A 21,754-nucleotide genomic window follows, 5' to 3' on the forward strand; every position below is an offset into this window, starting at 1 on the left:
GTTGTCCTAAATTTGGGGGTAATTATATTATTCCGGTTAATCGTTACATGATTCACACATTTGGGAAATCAGAATTATTTTCTTGGAGTCATTTTTAGTTTTTTAATTGAATCGAGTGAAAAAACAAACCGGATTCGGTTTTTGAATGGCCCGCTTATTAAATCAATATTTTTGGAAACCACCAAAGGGAAATGAATTTCGAAAAGGTCCCATATTCCGGCTTTTAAGCCCGTTTCAAAAAAGATGGGGGAATCATTACTTTTTCCAAAAGTATGGTCATTCAGGAGAAGGTTAACAAAAGGTTTAACTGGTAACCGGTTTATCTTTTCCGGCAAATTACTGGTGAACGATAAGGCAATAATCCACTGGCTAAAACCCAGGCTATCGTTAACCGGTGAAACCAGTCCGCCTTCAGAAAGGCTCATTTGCCGCGACCAGAAATTGGTTGGGAAAACGGCAAAACGGTCGGGGTACGATCCCTGGTAAAGATATTGCTCACGGCCAGTTCGTCCACCTGCTGAAAACGCGTAAAACGAAATATCCGATTCGTTTTTCAGCATTGTCCCGGCAAAGAACCGGATATCCAATCCCTGGGATAGCCCGTAATAGCTGATTTTGTAATTAAATTCCAGCGAAGTTTTTTGGTAAGATTTCCCAGTTTCCAATGTCGCCTGCAGGCTGAAGGGGTTGATTGACCGCTGCTGCTCCACCCGATAACCAAATTGCAAATAAGAACTCATTTTTGCTTTTTGCCCAAGTTCAATCTGATAGAGGGAGGAAGCAGCAATATAATTTCCAAATACTTTTTGGCTAAACGAGTGACTCATGTTTCGGCTTCTGAAATACAAATCAACGCCGGTTTTTAACTTTTTGTAGTTTTGGTTAGCCGGTGCGCCGAATTGGGTTCCTTCGAACGAAATTGCGGCCAGTCTGACGAATTTAGCGTACGGCGTAATGTTATATGTCACCTTGCCAAACCCTGCCAGATCATTATTGCCGAATGCATAAAAGGGCATCACAAAATATTCCACCGGTTTTGGAATGATGAAGCCGTTATGGAGCGCCAACCCTGCCATAAACCCGTTTTCCCGGGTCCAGTTTATTGCCGGAAAATACATCAGTGTGTGTTTTTCGGAATCATCAACGGTAAAGAGGAGTTGGGTTTGTATGGGATCTGCCTTAGGAAAAGCACCGGTTTTCCGGATATTGTTATTCATCCTGAAAATTTCGGGCATTTCATGTCTGGGGTCGATTTTTATTTCTGTATAATCACCCTCGGGCAGTTCAATCCATTTTTGTCCCGCAAACCCATCCACCCATTTTTCAAAAAAGATTGAATCTCCGGTCATGCCGGCGATGACCAGCGGCGAAACCAGTTTCCCCTTATTTTTGACAAGCAGTTGTTTGTTCTCCACGCGAACCATTTTATAGTCCAGGCGTTTGGTCGTACCAATTAAATCATCAAAAAACCAGGTTAAATCTTTGTCTGTAAGGTTTTCAAATTCGGTGCGTAAATCATCTGGCCGGGGATGCCTGAAAATCCAGTTGTGGTAATGCTCATACATGGCCGCATCAAAAAGTGAATCTCCGAGGTAAGCCCGCAGATAATTAAAGGCGATGGCGGTTTTATTGTAAAGGATAATGCTGTAATTTAAATCGCTGAATTCGGTTGCCGGCAGGTTCATGGGCTGTTCGAGGTTACTGCGGGCCTGTACCAGCCATTCCAGTTCCTGCAACCGTTTTACAGGCAATTGGTCAATATGTAAAAATACAGCCGGTTTACGGTTTTTAAACCAGACCTCCCAAAACTTCTTTTGGGAATATTTTTCATTCATGTAACGTGCGGTGTAAGCGCTGGTTATTCCTTCATCCATAAACGGATAAAGCCGCTCATTAAATCCCAGCGAACTGTAAAACCAGTTATGGCAAATTTCGTGGGCAATTACCTCATCAAGCGAGTAGGCATTTTCAACAAGACCAATCACGGTAATTCCGGGGTATTCCATACCCAATCCGGCACTCAGCGCACTTTGGACCACAGTGAAATTCTGATACGGATAATCGCCCACTTTAGTTGAATAATACGAAATGGCATCATTCGCATAATTCAGAGACTCTTTCCAAAGGTGGGCCTGTTTGTTCGTAAACATTGCCCACGTAGTAATTTCCCTGCCGGATTCCGGTAACGTAACATTTCCTTTTAAAACATGAAACCGTTTATCGGCAAACCATGCGAAGTCGTGTACCTGTTCTGCGATGTAATGCAGCGTTTTCACCTGTTCTGATGAAACCGGAAAATCATCTCGGTGAATGTTGATAGTTTTTATCCATGAAGTGTCGGCTGCTAATGCAGTTAACATTTCAATTTCTGATCGGTTTTGCAGGTTTCCTGTTGCACTTACAATGTAATTGTCAGGCAATGTGATGCTTACATTGAAATTTCCAAATTCCGAATAAAATTCTCCCTGATCCAAATAAGACATCTCGTGCCAGCCATCCTGATCATAAACTGCCGGTTTTGGGTACCACTGCGATATTTGATAGGATTGCTCAATGTACCCCAACCTTGACGTAACTCCTTTGGGAATTTTTACCCGGAATGGGGTTGAAATTAATATTGTGTCACCAGCAAATAAGGGCTCATTCAGAAGTATCCTGCAGATATCGGGCAGGTCGGGCAATAAATTCCAGTGCACCGGTTTGCCGTTTACGTTAAAGTCGAGTGAATCGATATAACCTTTCAATTCAGGGATATCGAACAGCCTTGCCTTCCCGTTTAACCGGAACAGTTGTTTGGCCAATGGGGTGTTGTTGCCGGAATAAGCGTTTGGCCACAAATGGAAATATAAAAAATAGAGGGTGTCGGGCGAATTGTTGATGTATTCGATGGTTTCGGATGCATTTAGTTCGTGTCGCTTATCATTAAGAGATACCTGAATGTTATAATTGACCTCCTGCTGAAAATACTCCTGAGATAAAACCCTTGAAAACGATCCAAAGTAAAACAGGCAAATGAACATCATCTGCCTGATAGTTACGTTGAGTAGAAATACTTTCAATTTATTAGTACACGAATTAATTTCCTTCATTTTTTTGATTGAAAACAGAAAGAAGAAATTCATTATTAATTTCCCATTTCAAAAATATTTTTTAGTGTATGTATCTGTCTGTCTTTGTATCAAGGAAATTTAAGAATCAAACCAAAAGGATAATTAAGATGATAATTAAAATAAGGCTGGCTCCACCAATATAAATGGTTCCTCCCGATCTCTTTACATCTTTTTTCATTTCTTTCAGCTCACTCTTCAGTTCACTTTTTTCTTCAGCTGTCAAGTCGCTTTTATCCATTTTCCGGATTTCTTCGATGCGATTTGTTAAACGGGTAATTTCTTCTTCAGATAGTTTGTTCTCCGTTTTTACCGGGACTGCCAATTTTTCTGAATCAGCGGTTCTGTCCTTTTTGCTGGCAAATGCAATTGATGAACTCAAAACAAACACCATTGCGAGTACTAAAAAAATAGTTTTTTTCATTTTGATATTTTTTAAGATTTATAAATTAGAATAAAGGTAATTATCGAGCACCTGAAGCTTGTTACACAATCTTTGGTATAAATTACATCATTCACACATTTGGCAATTTGATTTGCCTTACGACATTTCTCAGAAATGGACCTTTTTTTTGTCAAGAACAATTACAGTTATTCCGCCAACTATCAGGATAATTCCGACAACAGGCGGCCATTTTACTGTATTATTTTTTTCCTTGTTTATTTCAATCGGACCCAAATCAACCACCTTTTCCTTAGTTACATAATTAAAACCAGTGTATGCAACCATAAGTATTCCAAGTACGACGAGCATAATTCCCAAAGTCTTTTTCATTTTTAACTGTTTATTTTGTGAACAAATTTCTACAGATTCAAAGGTCTGTCCATTCGTGCCGGGAAGTATTACACAATTCGGAATAAGAGTTACATCATTCACACATTTTGTATAAATATTATAAAATGAATGGAGATAACATTTGAATTCAAAATTTAATCTGAGAGGTTGTTTCAGAACCGAGGCGGCACTTTTACTTAAATTTAACCATCAATCTGTGAACTTGAATATTATAAAGATCCGGCTGATTCGTTTATTTGAGACGATTAAAATGTCAATTTTAATCAACATTTTAGCACCTTATTTGTCGTATTGAAACGACAGAAATACGGATATCCTATTTGAATTTCAGGAAAATCGTGTACGACCGGGGAGAAATGATTTCAGAAGGCATTTGCATAACCGGATCAATTAGAAACAGCGGATGATTGGAGTCAAATGCCCCGTGGCGCCGGAAAAACTACTCTGATGCTGCAGCATCTAAAAATGCGACTTGGGAATACTGTCAGATGCGTTATATCCTGCAGGGAAAGGCTTAGGATATGATCTGTACAAAGACAGATTTTAATTCCAGATACCAATATAGCAATGGAAGATTGCAGGTCTTCGGCGCCCCAGCTTTAGCAAAAAAATCAGGTTGGATTCTTAAGTATTGCACTTTAGTAAGCGACCGTCCCAAATTTCGTTTTGAGACGGTCGCTTACTGTGATGCCGTTGTGTTAGGATGAAGCTTACTTCACTTCGGGGAACACGTTGTTGTCGTCCTTCTCCCGGATGTAAGTTTCGATATGACGGTCTTTTTTTACTTCGTAAATATCTTTAATCGTCACAATGATTCCCGTTTCTTCCACGTCGCCAAAGCGGTCGTTCAGTACAGTTCCGAAGGTTTTCATCGAAGGACTGAGGTTCATGTAAGCATTAATCAGCGGCGGAATATTTTCGCCATACTCCCTGACTTTATGTGTCAGGATGCGATAATCTTCGTTGTACGATCCGCCGGAGAAAATTTGCTCCATAGTTTCCATGTCCAAACGTAAATCAATTGGTCTTTTGGGGGTAACCAGGTTGTCGCGGTCGCGAAAGTATTTGGAGAAGAAACACAAAATTAAATTCCGTGCATCGATATTAAAATGCGTGTACATAGTCACCTTGCCAAAAAAGTATTTAATCTCCGGATGATCGACCGTTAGCGCTCCTAAGCCATCCCACAGGTTGTCGAGGGCAAACAGCGCTTTGGCCCCTGCTTTACTCGACTGGTAGTCGGGCTGAACAAATGAACGCCCCAGTTCGAGGGTGTGGGGGAGGTAGTTCTCGATAAATTCTTTGGAAAAATGAAACAGGCGTGAAGTCGCCAGTTTTACTTCTCCGTTTTCATCCAAAGGCAAATTTTTGCAGGTGATGTAGCGGTAGCCTCCGAGTATTTCCCGGGCATCCGGATCCCATACAATTAATTGCTTATACGGATTCTCACAGGTGTCGTATTGATCAATATCCAAATCCTTTCCCGTTCCACCGCCGGCATCGCGAAAACTGATTTCCCGAAGTCGGCCAATTTCATGCATGATGTTGGGAGAGTCATGATGAGTGATCACATAGATCTCATTGGCACCTTTATTGGTTTTTCTCAACAACTTTTCCGGGGTAAGCTCCGCCAGAATAGCATCTTTCGCTACAGGTGCAGCAATTTCCTTCATACTTGGTATGCTTAATAAAAATGAGCTACAAAGCTAAAAAAAATATCAAAAGAATGTTCTTTTACCCGGGTTTCATTTGTTTCTTTGGCCGGGTAAACTGTAAAGAATTCTTTTGACTTCGTCGGCCCATTGTTTTTGCGTTTTTGTTTTGTCAAACCTTTTATACGATATCGGTTTGCCAAATGTGAGGGTAAATTCCTGATTTTTATGCCTGAATGTTTCATCCGACAGGAAGAACATTTCCAGGTTCCATTTTATCCGAAGAAAACTCCGCAGGTTCGCCAGGTTGTAGAAAAAGTTTGAGTTTCGGCCGCTGATATGTACCGGGATCACATCGCGCTGGTATTCGATGGCTTTTTGGATAAAATGCTTTTTCCAGTCCAAATCGGTTACTTTTCCTTTTACTTTTCTGGATGCGAAACCGGAGGGGAAAATCAGGATTTGAACATCGGAACTGTACTCGCGGTGGATGATCTCTGCAATTTCACGGTTGTGTCCGCCATGCTTGTTGATTGGCACAAAAATACTCTTCAGCGGGTAAATCTTCATCAGCACATCATTCACCAAAAAGCGAAGTTCCCCGATTTGATTGTATACATTATGCATGAGTAACAGCGAGTCGAAACCGCCCAGGGGGTGGTTGGCTGCAAAAATAAACCGACCTTCACGGGGGACATTCTCCAGCCCGTAAACTTTTTGGCTGACGTTGAAATATTGAACGGTGCTGTTGGCAAAATCAATTCCCTCCTGGTGCCCGTACGTTAGTATAATTTCGTTGATTTCGCTGATGTGCATAATCCGGTTGATGTACCGGTAAATGAAACCAGGCAGTAGCCTGGCCAGTTTTGGGTTCTTTTCCCGGAACAGCGCTTCAATGTCGATCGGCTTTATTTCGCTGCGTATATGTTCTGTCATGGGCGTGTTTTTTATCCGCAAAATAGAAAAATTATCGCTACGCTGAACCTCGATGGCGATTGTTTATAACTTTGCCCGTCGGAGTTGATTTATTAACGGTTGTTGATATTTATTTGAGCTATCGAACTTCTTGTTAATAAGCAATGTCTGGATAGATATTAACGTTTTGAGTGGAGTTGTGAACAGGAAATAAACATTTTTTTTATTTGAAAAGGTGGAAAAAAGTGACTGAAAGTGACTGAAAGTGGATTTTTGGGAAAGAATTTGCTAATTTTACAATTGAAAAATAGGCAATTAACTCATGGATTTTTCAGCAGAAAAAAGCGCAACCGTTGACGAAAAAGGTCGTGTCGTATTGCCTGCCGATTACAAAAACGAGATGGGAGGCGGGATTCCCGGTGGTCAGTTGACCATCGAGCTGGATCCGTATGAGAAATGCCTGAACATTTACCCGACGGAGATCTGGGAAAAACGCCTGGCATTTCTGAAGGGAAAATTGAATCGGAACAATCGTGAGCAAAGCCGTTTGCTCGATTTAATTTACCGGAGTTTCAAAATTATTCAGGTCCCCGAAAGTTGCCGGATGAATCTTCCGAACAACTTTCTTGAAAAAGTGGGTATCGCCAAAGAGGTAGTCTTTGTAGGCCAGGGCGACCGGATCAGGCTGTGGGATGCCGGGGAATACGAGGCTTATCTTGGATCGATGGGAGGATATGGAGAGTTATTTGACAAGCATTTTGGAAATTTGGAGGAATTGTAGTGGAACAAGCTTACCACATACCGGTTTTATTGAATGAAAGCATCGAAGGGCTGAACATTCAAAAGGATGGCGACTACGTGGATGTTACTTTTGGCGGCGGCGGGCATTCACGCGAAATATTGAACAAGCTTTCGGACGGCCGCCTGTTTGCTTTTGACCAGGATGAAGATGCCGCGGCAAACGCGTTCGATGATCCCCGCTTTTATTTTATTCGTCATAATTTCAGGTATATCCGTCATTTTTTGCGCTATTATCAGGTGGAAAAAGTCGACGGGATCCTGGCCGACCTGGGGGTTTCGTCCCATGATTTTGATGTGGCTGAACGCGGATTCTCCTTTCGTTTTCCGGGCGACCTGGATATGCGAATGAACCGGGACGCTTCGAAAACGGCGGCATCGGTCATTAATGAGTACGACGAAGAAACGCTGATCCGGGTTTTCCTGGAATACGGCGAAGTTGAAAATGCCCGCCGGTTGGTGAAACAGTTGATTGAAGCGCGGCAGGTTCAGCCGGTTCGTACCATCGATCAGTTTAAAAGCGCTATTGCTTCATGTGTTCCGAAGAAAAATGAAACAAAATATCTCGCCAAAGTTTTTCAAGCCTTGCGCATTGAAACCAATGGCGAACTGGATGTGCTGAAAGATTTTCTGGTGCAGAGCGAAGAACTGCTGAAGCCGGGAGGACGCCTGGTGGTGATTACCTACCACTCGCTGGAAGACCGGCTGGTCAAGAATTTTATCCGTACCGGAAATTTTGAGGGGAAACAGGAAAAAGACTTTTTCGGCAATGTTACTTCCGGTCTGGAAGCTGTCAACCGCAAAGTCATGATTCCCGGCGATGAAGAGATTGAGCGGAACCCAAGGGCCCGGAGCGCCAAATTACGAATTGCAGAAAAACGATGACAGAAGAAGCGCCAAAAAATGAAAAAAGCAAAGCCCGCAAAAGCGGACTGAAATCCTTTTTGGGAGGTAATTTGCTGGCCAGCGAGCAGGTGATGAAGCAAATGCCTTTTGTTTTTTTTGTGGTATTTCTGGGAATATTGCTCATCACGAACCGGTACTGGGCCGAAAAAACAATGAGACAAATTGAGGTGGCCCAGGATTCGATTAAAGAGCTGAAAGCCGAATCAATCACCTTCGAGACTGAACTGATGCGGATGAACAGGCCTTCGGAAATTACAAACAAGGTAAAAGACAGCGGGCTGAACCTGGTTGAACCCCAGGAGCCTGCACGTAAAATAAAAGTAAAAAAATCGGATCGGGATTAAATGGAAATCAGGAAAGACATAACTTTTCGTTTTGGAATTATTTATTTTTTGGCTGTTTTGGTGGGCGTCATCATTGTGGTCAAAACATTTATGATCCAAACTGTCGAAACCGGGAAGTGGAAACAGATTTCCAAAGATCTGAAAAGCAACACCGCCCAAATATCCGCTAAACGCGGCAATGTTTGTGCCGACGACGGAAGTATCCTGGCCACATCGGTCCCTTATTACGAACTGCGGCTCGATCTGGCAGCTCCCCGCGTCAAACGTGTTTTCAATGATGATGCCGACGAGTTTTCGTTACAGGTAGCCGAGTTATTTAAGGTGTCTAAAGCGCAATTCAAACAAAACCTGACGAAGGCGTACAAAGCCGGCAACCGTTGGTTTCTGATCCATCCGCAGAAAGTGAACTATAATCAGCTTCAGCAATTTAAACGGTTGAGTATGATGAAGAAAAGCCATTTTGGCTCGGGACTGATTGTTGTTGGTGAAAGCGAGCGAATTCTTCCGCATGGCGATATGGCCAGCCGCACCATTGGTACCTTAAATAAAGGAGCTTTTGGCGGTATTCACGGGAATGTTGGTTATTCGGGCATCGAAGGGATTATGGAAGGTTACCTGGCCGGCGAAAACGGACTGGCCCTGAAACGGAATTTGTCCGGTCATTGGGTTGACGTGCCCATTATTGACCCAAAAGACGGGAAAGACATCATTACCACTATCAATGTAAACCTGCAGGATTTTACACAAAATGCGTTGATGCGGCAAATGCGCGAATCCCAGGCAGAGTGGGGGACAGCGGTGGTGATGGAAGTTAAAACCGGCGAGGTAAAAGCCATTGCCAACCTGGGGCTTAAAAAGGACGGCACCTATGCCGAAACCTACAATTTTGCGTTGGGACATGCGGGCTGCAGCGAGCCGGGATCAACCTTTAAACTGGTTTCCATGATGGTGGCGATGGAAGATGGTTATGTGGACACCACCGATGTTTTTGATACCGGAATTGGCCGCTGGGAATACCGCGGACAAACCATATACGACAGCGATTACGGTCGCGGCGGTCACGGGAAGATCAGCATGAAGCGTATTTTTGAGCTTTCTTCAAATGTAGGAGTGGCAAAAATTATCACCAAACATTACGAAGGGAAGGAAAAAGATTTTATCGACCGCATTTACAACTTTGGATTGAATAAACCCCTTGGACTTGGATTTGCCGGAGAAGGGGTACCCTATATCAAATATCCGGGAGATAACAGCTGGTGGGGGCCTTCCCTGGCATGGATCTCCTATGGTTACGAAATCAAACTAACACCTTTGCAAACCCTCACTTTCTATAATGCCATCGCTAATGACGGGCGCATGATTAAACCCCGGTTTGTAAAAGAAGTTCGTGAAAACGGCGTGTTGGTGAAAGAATTTAAACCGGATGTGATCAGTCCGTCAATCTGTTCACGAGCTACACTGGCCAAAACGCAGGCATTACTTCAGGGCGTGTGCAGCGAGGGCACCGGAAAGGCCTTGAATAACCCCTATTTCCCGATAGCCGGCAAAACCGGGACTGCCCAGGTGGCCTACAACAATGAAGGGTACAGTCAGGGCGGCAGGAAAAACTACCAGGCTTCGTTTGCCGGATACTTCCCGGCTGACGATCCGAAATATTCGGTCATCGTGGTCATCGTGGGGCCCAAAGGAAAGTATTACGGCGCCTCGGTTGCTGGTCCGGTCTTTAAAGAGGTTGTGGCCAAAGTATATGCTTCTTTTCTGGACCCGCGTTCGCCGAAAGAGGAATTGCCGGCCGAAGCGCCGGTCGTAAAGGCCGGTTTTAAAGACGATATTAAAGAAGCTTCAGAAGCGCTGAACCTGGATCTTGATGCACGGAAAGCCGATTCGGAGTTAATACGGGTAAAAACAACCACGGGAAAACCGGAGATTGCCGCGATTACCATTCGCGACGGACTGGTGCCCGATGTAACCGGCATGGGCGGGAGCGACGCCTTGTACCTGCTCGAAAAGTCTGGGCTGAATGTGAAATTGAGCGGCGTGGGAAAAGTACGGAAACAGTCGTTGCCGGCAGGGAATAAATTAAAGAAAGGTCAAACTATTTATTTGGAGTTGAGTTGATGAGAACATTGGAGAACATATTATCAGGCCTGACGTTCGAGCTGGTTTCGGGGAGCCTTTCTACCGAAATCGGTCAGCTGCATTTTGATTCGCGCAAAGTAAAACCGGGCGATGTGTTTATTGCCGTTGGCGGCACGCATGTCGACGGACATAGCTTTATCCCCGCGGCTGTCGAAAACGGGGCATCGGTGATTATTGCCGAACGAAGCGACGTGGAAGCCGGTGCTGCCACCTTGGTAAAAATGGAACATACCGCTTCGGTGATGGGCATTCTGGCAGCAAATTATTACGGGAATCCGTCTGGAAACCTGAACGTGGTTGGCGTTACCGGAACAAACGGTAAAACCACGATTGCCACGCTGCTTTACCGTTTATTTAAAAAACTGGGCTATAACGCCGGATTGATTTCAACCATTAAATATTATGTGGGTGATGAGGAATACCCGGCCTCGCATACAACGCCTGATGCGCTGCAGATCCAGTCGTTGATGGCTCAAATGGTGGATGCCGGCTGTGAATATTGTTTTATGGAAGTCAGCTCGCACGCGATCGATCAGGACCGGATCAAGGGGATTGTTTTCGACGGCGGTATCTTCACCAATCTGACACACGATCACCTCGACTACCATAAAACCTTTGCGGAATACCTGAAAGCGAAGAAAAAATTCTTTGACCAACTGCCGGCCTCCGCCTTTGCCCTGACGAATGGCGATGAGAAAAACGGCAAGGTCATGCTGCAAAATACAAAGGCCGAACAAAAAACATATGCCTTAAAAACACTGGCCGATTTTAAATGCAAAGTGCTCGAGAAGCACCTCGACGGCATGTTGCTGGATATCGACGGACGGGAAGTGTGGACCCACTTTTCCGGAATCTTTAATGCCTATAACCTGATGGCTGTTTATGCCACAGCCTTGTTGCTGGGCGAAAAAGCCGAATCCGTTTTACCGGTGATGAGCGAACTACGTCCGGTGGCCGGCCGTTTCGAAATCCTGCGTTCGCCCGATGGAAAGTACGCCATTGTTGACTACGCGCATACCCCGGATGCCCTGAAAAATGTACTGAGCGGGATCAGCGAAATACGGACCGGGGCCGAGCAGGTGATTACGGTGGTGGGCGCCGGCGGCGACCGCGATAAAACCAAACGTCCCGTGATGGCGAAGGAGGCGGTGCAACAAAGCGATAAGGTCATTCTCACATCGGATAATCCGCGCACCGAAGTTCCCGGGCAGATTATTGCCGACATGGAAGCCGGAGTGGAGCCCCACCAGCGCAGAAAAGTGTTGTCGATCGAAAACCGGAAGGAAGCGATCCGTACAGCCTGCATGCTGGCAAACCCGGGCGATATTATCCTGATTGCCGGGAAAGGGCACGAAGATTACCAGGAGATTATGGGCGTGAAATATCATTTTGACGACAAGGAAGTGGTCAGTGAAATATTTAATTCAAATCAATAAGAAGAAAAGCAATGGTTAGTTTATTGTATGAATGGCTGAAAGATTTTGATATCCCCGGACTGGGAATGCTTCAATATATTTCGTTCCGGTCGGCAGCGGCTATCATTACCTCACTGTTTATTACGATGGGGTTTGGTAAAAAGCTCATCCGGGTGCTTCAAACCAAACAAATAGGCGAGGAAGTCCGCGATTTGGGACTGGAAGGACAAATGCAGAAAAAAGGTACGCCGACCATGGGGGGCATTATCATCCTGGCTTCCATCATTATCCCAACCTTGCTTTTTGCACAATTGAATAACATCTACATCATTCTGATGCTGATCACCACCATATGGCTCGGAATCATCGGTTTTATCGACGATTATATCAAGGTATTCCTTAAAGATAAACAAGGGCTGGCCGGAAAATTCAAAATACTTGGACAAGTTAGCCTGGGAATTATTGTGGCATCAACGCTCTATTTGTCCGACGATGTGGTGGTGCGCGAAAAAGTGCGCAACGCCAAAGGCGATTTTGTGAAGGAAATTGTGGTCGACAACGAAACCGGGCAGCAGGAAATCCGCTTTGTAACCAAGGAGGTAAAGTCGACGAGGACAACCATTCCCTTTTTGAAAAATCACGAGTTCGACTACGCCTGGGTAATCCGTTTTATTGGCGACAGTGCTGACTATTTGCGCTGGCTGGTTTATGCCCTGGCAATTATCCTGATTATCACGGCAGTTTCCAATGCGGCCAATCTGACCGACGGCATTGATGGGCTGGCCACCGGAACATCGGCGATCAGCGGGGTAACGCTCGGGATACTGGCCTATGTGAGCGGAAATATCATTTATGCCGATTACCTGAATATCATGTATATCCCGCATATCGGCGAACTCACCGTATTTATCGCGGCATTCATCGGGGCAACGGTTGGCTTTTTGTGGTGGAATTCGTTTCCTGCCCAGGTATTTATGGGCGACACGGGAAGCCTGGCGCTGGGCGGAATTCTGGCTGTGTTCGCCGTCATCATCCGGAAAGAAATCCTGATCCCGATTCTTTGCGGCATCTTTGTGATTGAGAATTTGTCAGTGATGATTCAGGTAACTTATTTCAAATACACCAAACGAAAATACGGCGAGGGACAACGGGTTTTCCTGATGAGCCCGATCCATCATCATTACCAGAAAAAGGGCATTCCGGAACCGAAAATTGTCACCCGGTTTTGGATTGTGGGGATTGTTTTGGCAGTATTTACAATTGCAACTTTAAAAATGCGGTAACTGTGGCAACAAAAATGGTCATATTGGGAGCAGGCGAAAGCGGTGTTGGTGCGGCCATCCTGGCTAAAAAGCAGGGTTTTGACGTATTCGTTTCCGACGCGGGAACGATGAATGAAAAATATAAAGACGCTTTGGTGGCGCGAGGGATCCGTTTCGAGGAAGGCCGTCATTCGGAAGACGAAATTCTGAAAGCCGGCCTGGTAATCAAAAGTCCGGGTATCCCCGACAAAGCGCCGCTCATTAAAAAACTGAAAGAAGCAGCTGTTCCGGTTATCTCCGAGATTGAGTTTGCCGGGCGCTACAACCGGGCGAAAACCATCTGCATAACCGGCAGTAACGGGAAAACCACCACCACCATGCTCACTTATCACCTGCTGAAAACGGCCGGGTTACATGTCGGCCTGGCCGGAAATGTCGGTGAAAGCTTTGCCTGGCAGGTGGCCGAAAAAGATTTCGATTATTATGTGATCGAGCTGAGCAGTTTTCAGTTGGACGGCATGTTTGACTTTAAAGCCGATGTAGCCGTCTTGCTGAACATCACACCCGACCACCTGGATCGCTACGAGTATAACATGCAGAATTATGTGGACTCGAAGTTCCGCATCATTCAAAATCAGACGGAAGACGATTTTTTTATTTACGGCGCCGATGATCCGGTGATCCGGGAAGAACTGAAAAAACGGAATATACCGGCTAACTGCCTGCCTTTTAGCTGGGACGAAACGCCTGAAAACGGCGCCGGTACAAAAGAGAATAACATCATTATTAATTGGGGAAAAAACACATTCACTATGTCTATTTTTGATATTGCTTTACAGGGAAGACATAACACCTACAATTCGATGGCAGCCGGGCTTGCCGGAATGGTGTTAAAAATCAGGAACGAAAAAATCAGGGAAAGCCTGTCCGATTTTCAAGGAGTGGAACACCGGCTGGAACGTTTTCTGAAAGTGCATGGAATCGAGTTTATCAACGATTCGAAAGCAACCAACGTCAATTCCACCTGGTACGCTTTGGAGAGCATTAACCGTCCGATTGTCTGGATTGCCGGAGGCGTGGACAAAGGCAACGACTATAGCGCCCTGCACAGCCTGGTTAAGGAAAAAGTAAAAGCGATCATCTGCCTGGGGGTGGATAATAAAAAGATTATCGATTCATTTTCGGGGATTGTTCCGGATATTATCGAAACCCGCGACATTAAAGATGCTGTTCGTTCGGCCTATTACCTCGCCAAAAACGGCGAAGTGGTTTTGTTGTCGCCGGCCTGCGCCAGTTTCGACCTGTTTGAAAACTATGAGGACCGCGGACGTCAGTTTAAAATGGCGGTCAGAGAACTGTAATATTGAAATCGGAGAAGACTAAAGATAGTATGGACTTTTCATTGGGAAAAATATTTAGAGGAGACCGGATTCTGTGGGTGGTTTTGGTGTTTTTATCACTCGCGTCTATCCTGGTGGTTTACAGCGCCACCGGTCGCCTGGCTTATCGCGAAGCCGGTGGCCAAACGGCCTACTACCTGGTGAGGCAAACGGTTTTCATTTTGTTGGGTTTTGGGGTGATGGTCCTTCTGGTGAATGTTATTCCTGTAAAAATTTATTCCTGGATAGCCCCTTTGTTGTTGATGATCACCATCTTTTCCCTGTTTGCTGCGATCGTCCAGTTTAAGCTAAGTCCCGCCAAACCGACTCCCCGTTCGTTGGATTTGGGATTCTTCAGCTTTCAGCCGGCAGAGCTGGCAAAAATCTCCCTGGTGATGTTCGTGGCGAAGATACTTTCCAAACGCCAAAAAACGGCTGAGGAACTGAAAAAGGCATTTTACTGGGTGATGGGCGCCACAATCGTGGTGAGCGGAATCATTTTTTACGGAAACATTTCAACTTCGGTATTGATTTTTTTGAGCATCATGGTGCTGATGCTGATTGCGCGCGTTCCGATGAAATATTTACTGATGACGGGGCTGGCCGGCTTATTACTCTTGTCGGTTGTTTATTTTACGGCCGATTACCTGCCTTCGTCATTTGGCCGGGTGCATACGTTTAAAGAACGGGTGAATGATTTTATTTATGGCGATGCCGACTCCGAAGAGGGAACAACACAGGCCGATTATGCCCGTTTGGCCGTATTTGAGGGCGGTTTGCTGGGCAAAGGTCCCGGCGGAAGCGAAGTGAGTAACTACATGGAAGCCGCCTATAACGATTTTATCTATGCCATTATTATTGAAGAATACGGACTGTTGGGAGGATTGGCTGTGGTATTTCTCTATCTCGTGTTTTTATACCGCGGGGTAACCATTGTCAGGCGGTGCAACCGCACGTTCCCGGCTTTTTTAACGGCCGGGCTGGTGTTGCTGCTGGTATTTCAGGCCTTAATTAACATGTCGGTTTCGGTGGGGGTGATGCCCGTTACCGGTCAGCCGCTGCCGTGGATTAGTATGGGTGGAACATCCATGTTGTTTACGGCGGTATCTTTTGGAATGATCTTATCGGTGAGTTATCACAATCAGAAAAACAGAGAAAACGTAGAACAGCCGGTGATGGTAAATTTGCCGGACGAAGATCAGGAGTTGTAATATGAAGAAACTGAAAGTTATCATAAGCGGAGGAGGTACAGGAGGGCATATTTTCCCGGCGCTGTCTATCGCCAATGAGCTGAAAGCCCGGGTTCCCGGTGTGGATATCCTGTTTGTCGGCGCTTTAGGGCGGATGGAGATGGAACGGGTTCCTGCCGCCGGTTATCCCATTGTTGGTCTTCCGGTGATGGGCCTGCCCCGGAAAGCATCGCTGAAGATGTTCCGTTTTCTCTGGATGCTGTATAAAAGTATGCAGAAGGCCCGTCGGCTGATTAATGATTTTCAACCCGATGTGGCGGTTGGCGTTGGCGGTTATGCCAGCGGACCGGTATTGAAAGCCGCGGTTCGGAAAGGAGTGCCGGCTGTGTTGCAGGAACAAAATTCATACGCCGGGGTGACCAATAAATTGCTGGCCTCCAAAGTGCGTAAAATCTGCGTGGCCTACCCAAATATGGAGCGCTATTTCCCAGCCGGAAAAATTGTGCTGACCGGAAATCCCGTCAGACAAAACTTATTACAGTCGGTAGATAAACAAGATGCTTTAACCGAATTTGGGTTGGTTGCCGGAAAACCGGTGGTGCTGATTGTGGGAGGAAGTCTGGGGGCGCGTAGCCTGAACGAGGCCGTGCTGATCAACCTGGATTTGATTGCGCAAAGCGGTGTCCAGGTGCTGTGGCAGACAGGCAAAATCTATTACAGCGAAATCATGGAGCGGGTGCAAGGCAGGCTGCCCGATAACCTGAAGCCGCTTGAATTTCTGTCGAACATGGATTTGGCCTATAAGGCGGCCGATTTGGTCATTTCGAGGGCCGGAGCAGGAACCATCTCCGAACTTTGCCTGTTGGGCAAGCCCTCGGTGCTGGTGCCTTCTCCCAATGTGGCCGAAGATCACCAGACAAAAAATGCCCTGGCGCTTGTCGAAAATGACGCCGCTGTTTTGGTAAAAGATGCCGAAGCCGGCGATCGGTTATTTCAGGAGGCATTTGCACTGGTGAACGACGAAGAGCGTCTGGCTCAACTGGCTGCCAACTGCCTGAAAATGGCAAAGCCAACGGCCACAACAGATATTGTAAACGTAATTTTAAACGAAACAGAAAATAAATGACCGGCTTAAACGACATCAGACAGGTGTATTTCCTTGGGATCGGAGGAATCGGGATGAGCGCGCTGGCACGCTACTTTAAGCATGCCGGTTTGCAGGTGTCGGGTTACGACCGTACCGAAACAACACTTACGAAAGAGCTGGTTTCCGAAGGAATTGCCATTCATTATCACGATCGGCCGGAATGGCTTGCCGGTCAGCTTAAGAAGGAAGAAACACTGGTGGTGTTAACGCCTGCTGTCCCGGCTGATCTGGGAGAACGGGTCTTTCTGGAGCAGCAAGGGTTCAGTATAAAAAAACGTTCCGAGGTTCTGGGACTGATTTGTAACCAGGCCAAAACATGCGCCGTTGCCGGAACACATGGGAAAACGACTGTTTCGACCATGCTGGCGCATATTTTAAAAACTTCGCGGCTGGATTGTACGGCTTTTTTGGGAGGTATATCAAAAAACTATCAGACCAACCTGTTGCTTTCTGCTAAAAGCGAATGGATGGTCGCCGAAGCCGACGAATTCGACCGTTCCTTTTTACGACTGTTCCCCGACTTGGCCGTGATCACGTCGATGGATGCAGACCACTTGGACATTTATGGCAATCATCAGGCGATTATCGAATCGTTCAACGCATTTGTTGCCCAGGTGAAAACCGGCGGTGCGGTTGTGGCCAAAAAAGGGCTTCCCATCCACCGGGAACGCAATACACACATCCGTCATTTTTCTTATTCATTAAATGAACAGGCCGATTTTTATGCTGAAAACCTGAGCCTGGCAGACGAGGCCTACCGGTTCGACCTGGTTCATCCGGAGGGAAAAATCAACGGGATCCGATTAAGTTATCCCGGTTTGATGAACGTAGAGAACGCCATTGCCGCTTCGTCGCTGGCTTTACTGGCCGGAGTAGATGAAACAGAGTTGAAAACAGCCCTGTCATCATATCAGGGAGTGAAACGACGTTTCGATCTGCGCTATCGCAGCGGGAATTTCATTTTAATTGATGATTATGCACATCATCCCGAAGAGCTGAAGGCAACCATTCGTTCGGTGAAAGAGATGTTTGCCGGACGTTGGATCACCGGTATTTTTCAACCGCATCTGTACAGCCGGACGCAGGATTTTGCCGATGGTTTTGCACTTGAGCTTAGCTATTTGGACGAGGTCATTTTGCTGGATATTTACCCGGCCCGCGAAGAGCCGATTCCGGGAGTCAGTTCGGCGTTGATTTTTGATCGACTGACCAGCCCGTATAAACAACTGATTAAAAAGACTGAACTGCTGGCTGCGGCCGAGAACCTGAAGCCCGGTGTCGTGTTAATGATGGGCGCCGGAGATATTGATACCCTGGTCGGGCCGGTCAGTCAACTTTTGAAAGAAAAAGACCATGTTTAGGAGATTGTTGCAAATAGGATTATTTGGTTTGCTGATGGCATTGATCGTCAGTTCACTGGTATTTTCTTCCGGGAAGTTGTCCCGCCTGAATTGCAATGAGCTGACCGTGGTTATTCCGGACTGGTCGCCCCGTTTTATCGACGAGGACGAAATTGCAGGTATTATCCGGAAGGCCGATCCGAAACTGATCGGCAAACAACTGTCAGCCATTAATACGGAAGAACTGGAGCGGCATCTCGAAAAAACAGCGGCCATCAAAAATGCAGAAATATACCGGCATGTAAGCGGCGACCGGATGAACTTTAAAGGGAAACTGGTGGTTGAGGTTGTTCAGCGCCAACCTTTATTCCGGGTTGTCAGCGGCCAGGAAAACTTTTATATGGATGCTGACGGGGTAAAAATTCCCGCCAATCCGAAATTTACCTCGCATGTGTTGCTGGTTACCGGGAAAGCCGGCGAGAAATTTGCGCGGGAACGCCTGCTGCCTTTCGTGAGTTACATCGAAAGCAATGAGTTCTGGAAAGCCCAGATTAAACAGGTTGATGTGGAGGACGACGGAGAACTGACCCTGGTGCCGCTGATTGGCGACCAGTTGGTCGAGTTTGGGGAACCGGATGATTTTAAGGCGAAATTCAGAAATCTGAAGGCCTTGTACGATCAAACTTTCCCGGAAACCGGCTGGGGAAAATATAAGAAGATAAGTGTAAAATATAATAATCAGGTTGTTTGTACCAAAAAGTAAAACTTATGGGCAAAAGCAATAATATAATCGCAGCGGTCGATGTGGGCACAACCAAAGTGGTTGTCGTGGCCGGACGAAGAAACGAAGACGGTAGAATTGACGTGTTGGGCGTGGGCAAAACCCGCTCGATGGGCGTGAAACGTGGTGTTGTTTTGAATATTGAAGAAGCCTTTAAGGCCATACACGAGGCGATCAGGCAGGCAGAAGATGTTATGAATGCCGATATTAACGAGGTGTATGTCAATATTGTAGGGCAACAACTGAAAACCTTCACGCTCAAAACCGAAAAGTACATCGGCGAAAAACAGATTGTTACCGAAGAAGATGTGGAACATCTGTTTCAGTATGCCCGAAAAACAGCTTTACCCGAGGGGTATACAATTTATCATGCAATTCCTCAGTTGTTCCGGATTGATCAGGAATCCGGCATCCCCAATCCGGTGGGCATCGCCGGCGAAAAGCTGGAAGTCGATTTTAAGCTGCTGGTGGCTCCCGAGGTCTACGAAAACAACCTGAAAATGTGTTTTGACCGGGCCGGGATTAAAGTCAGAAAAAGCATGATCGACCCGTTGGCTTCATCCGAGGTGCTCTTGTCGGACGACGAAAAGGAGGCTGGCGTGATCCTGCTGGATATTGGTGGCGGAACCACCAAAATGGCCATTTATCACGACGGGGTGTTGTGTTATTCATCCCTCATCCCTTTTGGCGGAAACGTCTTAACAAACGATATTAAAGAAGGATGTTCCATCCTGGCCCGGCAAGCCGAATCACTGAAAGTTCAGTTTGGTCAGGCGATGGGCGATTTCGCCCCCGAAGATAAAGTGGTAACTATTCCGGGTATTTCGGGATGGGAACCCAAAGAAATTTCATTCAAGAACCTGGCCTTTATCATCCAGGCACGCATGGATGAGATTATTGATGCCTTCTTTTTTCAGGTCGAAAAATCGGGTTATCTCGAGAAAGTGGGGGCAGGTATTGTGCTTACCGGTGGAACGGCTTTGTTGCCTAACCTGAGTCAGCTCATTAAATACCGGACGGGAATGGACGTCCGCCGAGGTATTCCGCGGCTGAAGCTCGATCATCCGTGGAAAGAACTGGAAGATCCGCGAAATGCAACGGTATTGGGTCTCTTAGTGGCCGGTTTGAACGATTTGGAGAACGATTCGCCCAAAAACCGGATGCGTATCAAAAAAAATAAACCAAAAAACACTCAGCCTGGTTTCTTCAGCAATATGAGACAGCAAGTGGCTCGCCAGGTTACCTTGTTCTTCGAAGACGAACAGGATGCAGAGATGTATTAACCCGTAAAATCCTCGCCTATGATTGAGGAAATTATAAATTTTGGATTGCAGCAATCGCAATCATCCATCATCAAGGTACTTGGTGTGGGCGGAGCCGGCTGTAATGCCGTCAACCACATGTTTAACGAAGGAATCCGGGGCGTTGATTTCCTGATTTGCAATACAGACGCCCAGGTGATGCAAAATAGTCCCGTGCCGATCAAAATACAGCTTGGGGTGACCCTGACGGAAGGACGGGGCGCAGGCAACCAGCCTGAGCACGGCGAACAGGCAGCCATTGAAAACCTGGAGGACCTGCGCAAGGTGCTCGAAGGGACGACCAAAATGTTGTTTATTACGGCCGGAATGGGAGGTGGTACCGGAACCGGTGCAACACCGGTAATTGCCCGCCTGGCCCGCGAAATGGATATATTAACCATTGCCGTGGTAACGGTTCCCGCTCCGAAAGAGGGGCGCCGCCGTTTTCAACAGGCTATGGACGGACTGGAGCGATTAAAGGAACATGTCGACAGCATGTTGGTGATCAGCAACGAAAAACTGCATACCATTTACGGTGACCTTCCGGCCTCGAAAGCCTTTAAAAAGGCGGATGATATCATTGGAACAGCCGTAAAAGGCGTGGCCGAGATCATCACCGTCCACGGAAATATTAATATCGACTTTGCCGATGTGTACACGGTGATGGCCGACAGTAAGGTGTTCATCATGGGGACCGGAATTGCCGAAGGCGAAAACCGCGCGATGCAGGCTGTGGCCGATGCGCTGGAGTCGCCTTTGCTCGACAGCAACGATATTTACGGTACCAAAGATATTTTGCTCAATATTATTTCGGGCGATGACGAGATCACGATGGGCGAGATCGGCGACATCATTGAATACCTGCAGGATAAAGCCGGGCAGGATGCCAACATTATCTGGGGTAACGGGATCGACCGGAAACTGGGCAACAAAATCAGCGTAACCATCGCGGCTACGCGTTTCGAGAAAAACCCGAGCAACTTGTTGCAGCCGCCCGTATCAAAGGAAGAGTTTGTCCTGGATATGACCCAAGGGGCCGACATCAGCATTGAAGATGACGACAACGGGTTTTCGGGCCACCTTTTTGAAGATGTCGGCATCAAGCAAGACCGGAAAACCGGTAAAATGAAAACGACCAAAAGTTCGCCGCGAAAAAACAAGCAAACCGGCGAACTGATCTCTGAAAAAAAACAGGAAAGCGGAAGTACCGATGGCTGGTTTCTGCGCCAGTTTAACCGTTTTTTTGATGATCAGGATGAAGCAATTAGTGATAAAGATTAAG

General features: G+C 46.3%; 18 protein-coding genes. 13 read left to right on the forward strand and 5 right to left on the reverse strand.

Translation table 11 applies throughout. The features are described from left to right. Positions 1-74: 74 nt before the first annotated feature. The 5 genes from ACOIT5_RS12245 to ACOIT5_RS12265 all read right to left on the reverse strand — a co-directional run bounded on the left by ACOIT5_RS12245 (position 75) and on the right by ACOIT5_RS12265 (position 6,491). Positions 75-3,089: a M1 family metallopeptidase gene (locus ACOIT5_RS12245; RefSeq protein ID WP_423126448.1), complete on the reverse strand. Its 3,015-nt coding sequence runs from the start codon at positions 3,087-3,089 to the stop codon at positions 75-77. Between the two features lie 106 nt (positions 3,090-3,195). Continuing rightward, the gene (locus tag ACOIT5_RS12250; RefSeq protein ID WP_423126449.1) at positions 3,196-3,531 is read right to left on the reverse strand and encodes a hypothetical protein; all 336 of its coding nucleotides are present in this window, start codon (positions 3,529-3,531) and stop codon (positions 3,196-3,198) included. A gap of 129 nt (positions 3,532-3,660) precedes the next feature. Continuing rightward, positions 3,661-3,882, reverse strand: coding sequence for a hypothetical protein (locus ACOIT5_RS12255; protein ID WP_423126450.1), 222 nt, complete (start codon positions 3,880-3,882; stop codon positions 3,661-3,663). 731 nt (positions 3,883-4,613) lie between these two features. Then, the gene (locus ACOIT5_RS12260; RefSeq protein WP_423126451.1) at positions 4,614-5,576 is read right to left on the reverse strand and encodes a GNAT family N-acetyltransferase; all 963 of its coding nucleotides are present in this window, start codon (positions 5,574-5,576) and stop codon (positions 4,614-4,616) included. 72 nt (positions 5,577-5,648) lie between these two features. After that, positions 5,649-6,491 (reverse strand): 1-acyl-sn-glycerol-3-phosphate acyltransferase, encoded by an 843-nt coding sequence (locus ACOIT5_RS12265; RefSeq protein WP_423126452.1) that lies wholly within the window; start codon positions 6,489-6,491, stop codon positions 5,649-5,651. A 301-nt stretch (positions 6,492-6,792) separates the two neighbouring features. Here ACOIT5_RS12265 and ACOIT5_RS12270 point away from each other — a divergent pair, with 301 nt between their 5' ends. The 13 genes from ACOIT5_RS12270 to ftsZ are packed head-to-tail and all read left to right on the forward strand — an operon-like array spanning position 6,793 to position 21,753. Continuing rightward, positions 6,793-7,251 (forward strand): division/cell wall cluster transcriptional repressor MraZ, encoded by a 459-nt coding sequence (locus tag ACOIT5_RS12270; protein WP_423126453.1) that lies wholly within the window; start codon positions 6,793-6,795, stop codon positions 7,249-7,251. Then, positions 7,251-8,153 (forward strand): 16S rRNA (cytosine(1402)-N(4))-methyltransferase RsmH, encoded by a 903-nt coding sequence (gene rsmH, locus ACOIT5_RS12275; RefSeq protein WP_423126454.1) that lies wholly within the window; start codon positions 7,251-7,253, stop codon positions 8,151-8,153. Before ACOIT5_RS12270 ends, rsmH begins: the two co-directional genes overlap by 1 nt. Then, positions 8,150-8,518 carry an FtsL-like putative cell division protein gene (locus ACOIT5_RS12280; protein ID WP_423126455.1) on the forward strand — a complete coding sequence of 123 codons (369 nt, stop codon included), beginning with the start codon at positions 8,150-8,152 and terminating at the stop codon, positions 8,516-8,518. Before rsmH ends, ACOIT5_RS12280 begins: the two co-directional genes overlap by 4 nt. Further along, on the forward strand, positions 8,519-10,636 hold the full coding sequence (locus ACOIT5_RS12285) for a penicillin-binding protein (protein ID WP_423126456.1): 2,118 nt from the start codon (positions 8,519-8,521) through the stop codon (positions 10,634-10,636). After that, positions 10,636-12,093 (forward strand): UDP-N-acetylmuramoyl-L-alanyl-D-glutamate--2,6-diaminopimelate ligase, encoded by a 1,458-nt coding sequence (locus tag ACOIT5_RS12290; RefSeq protein ID WP_423130613.1) that lies wholly within the window; start codon positions 10,636-10,638, stop codon positions 12,091-12,093. The genes ACOIT5_RS12285 and ACOIT5_RS12290 overlap by 1 nt, the downstream gene beginning before the upstream one ends. Before the next feature lie 11 nt (positions 12,094-12,104). Then, positions 12,105-13,355, forward strand: coding sequence for a phospho-N-acetylmuramoyl-pentapeptide-transferase (gene mraY, locus ACOIT5_RS12295; RefSeq protein WP_423126457.1), 1,251 nt, complete (start codon positions 12,105-12,107; stop codon positions 13,353-13,355). Between the two features lie 2 nt (positions 13,356-13,357). After that, positions 13,358-14,695, forward strand: coding sequence for a UDP-N-acetylmuramoyl-L-alanine--D-glutamate ligase (gene murD, locus ACOIT5_RS12300; RefSeq protein WP_423126458.1), 1,338 nt, complete (start codon positions 13,358-13,360; stop codon positions 14,693-14,695). Positions 14,696-14,724: 29 nt separating this feature from the next. Continuing rightward, positions 14,725-15,924: an FtsW/RodA/SpoVE family cell cycle protein gene (locus ACOIT5_RS12305; RefSeq protein ID WP_423126459.1), complete on the forward strand. Its 1,200-nt coding sequence runs from the start codon at positions 14,725-14,727 to the stop codon at positions 15,922-15,924. Between the two features lies 1 nt (position 15,925). Further along, a complete protein-coding gene (murG, locus tag ACOIT5_RS12310) occupies positions 15,926-17,029 on the forward strand; it encodes an undecaprenyldiphospho-muramoylpentapeptide beta-N-acetylglucosaminyltransferase (RefSeq protein WP_423126460.1) in 1,104 nt (367 codons plus the stop codon). Continuing rightward, entirely contained in the window at positions 17,026-18,411 is a 1,386-nt protein-coding gene (murC, locus tag ACOIT5_RS12315; protein ID WP_423126461.1) for a UDP-N-acetylmuramate--L-alanine ligase, read from the forward strand. Before murG ends, murC begins: the two co-directional genes overlap by 4 nt. Next, positions 18,404-19,153 carry a cell division protein FtsQ/DivIB gene (locus ACOIT5_RS12320; RefSeq protein WP_423126462.1) on the forward strand — a complete coding sequence of 250 codons (750 nt, stop codon included), beginning with the start codon at positions 18,404-18,406 and terminating at the stop codon, positions 19,151-19,153. The genes murC and ACOIT5_RS12320 overlap by 8 nt, the downstream gene beginning before the upstream one ends. A gap of 5 nt (positions 19,154-19,158) precedes the next feature. Further along, positions 19,159-20,454 carry a cell division protein FtsA gene (gene ftsA / locus ACOIT5_RS12325; protein ID WP_423126463.1) on the forward strand — a complete coding sequence of 432 codons (1,296 nt, stop codon included), beginning with the start codon at positions 19,159-19,161 and terminating at the stop codon, positions 20,452-20,454. Between the two features lie 18 nt (positions 20,455-20,472). Beyond that, positions 20,473-21,753: a cell division protein FtsZ gene (gene ftsZ / locus ACOIT5_RS12330; protein ID WP_423126464.1), complete on the forward strand. Its 1,281-nt coding sequence runs from the start codon at positions 20,473-20,475 to the stop codon at positions 21,751-21,753. Position 21,754 lies beyond the last annotated feature (1 nt).

Origin of the sequence: Gaoshiqia hydrogeniformans (assembly GCF_049347105.1) — a bacterium.
Classification (GTDB): domain Bacteria; phylum Bacteroidota; class Bacteroidia; order Bacteroidales; family Prolixibacteraceae; genus Gaoshiqia; species Gaoshiqia hydrogeniformans.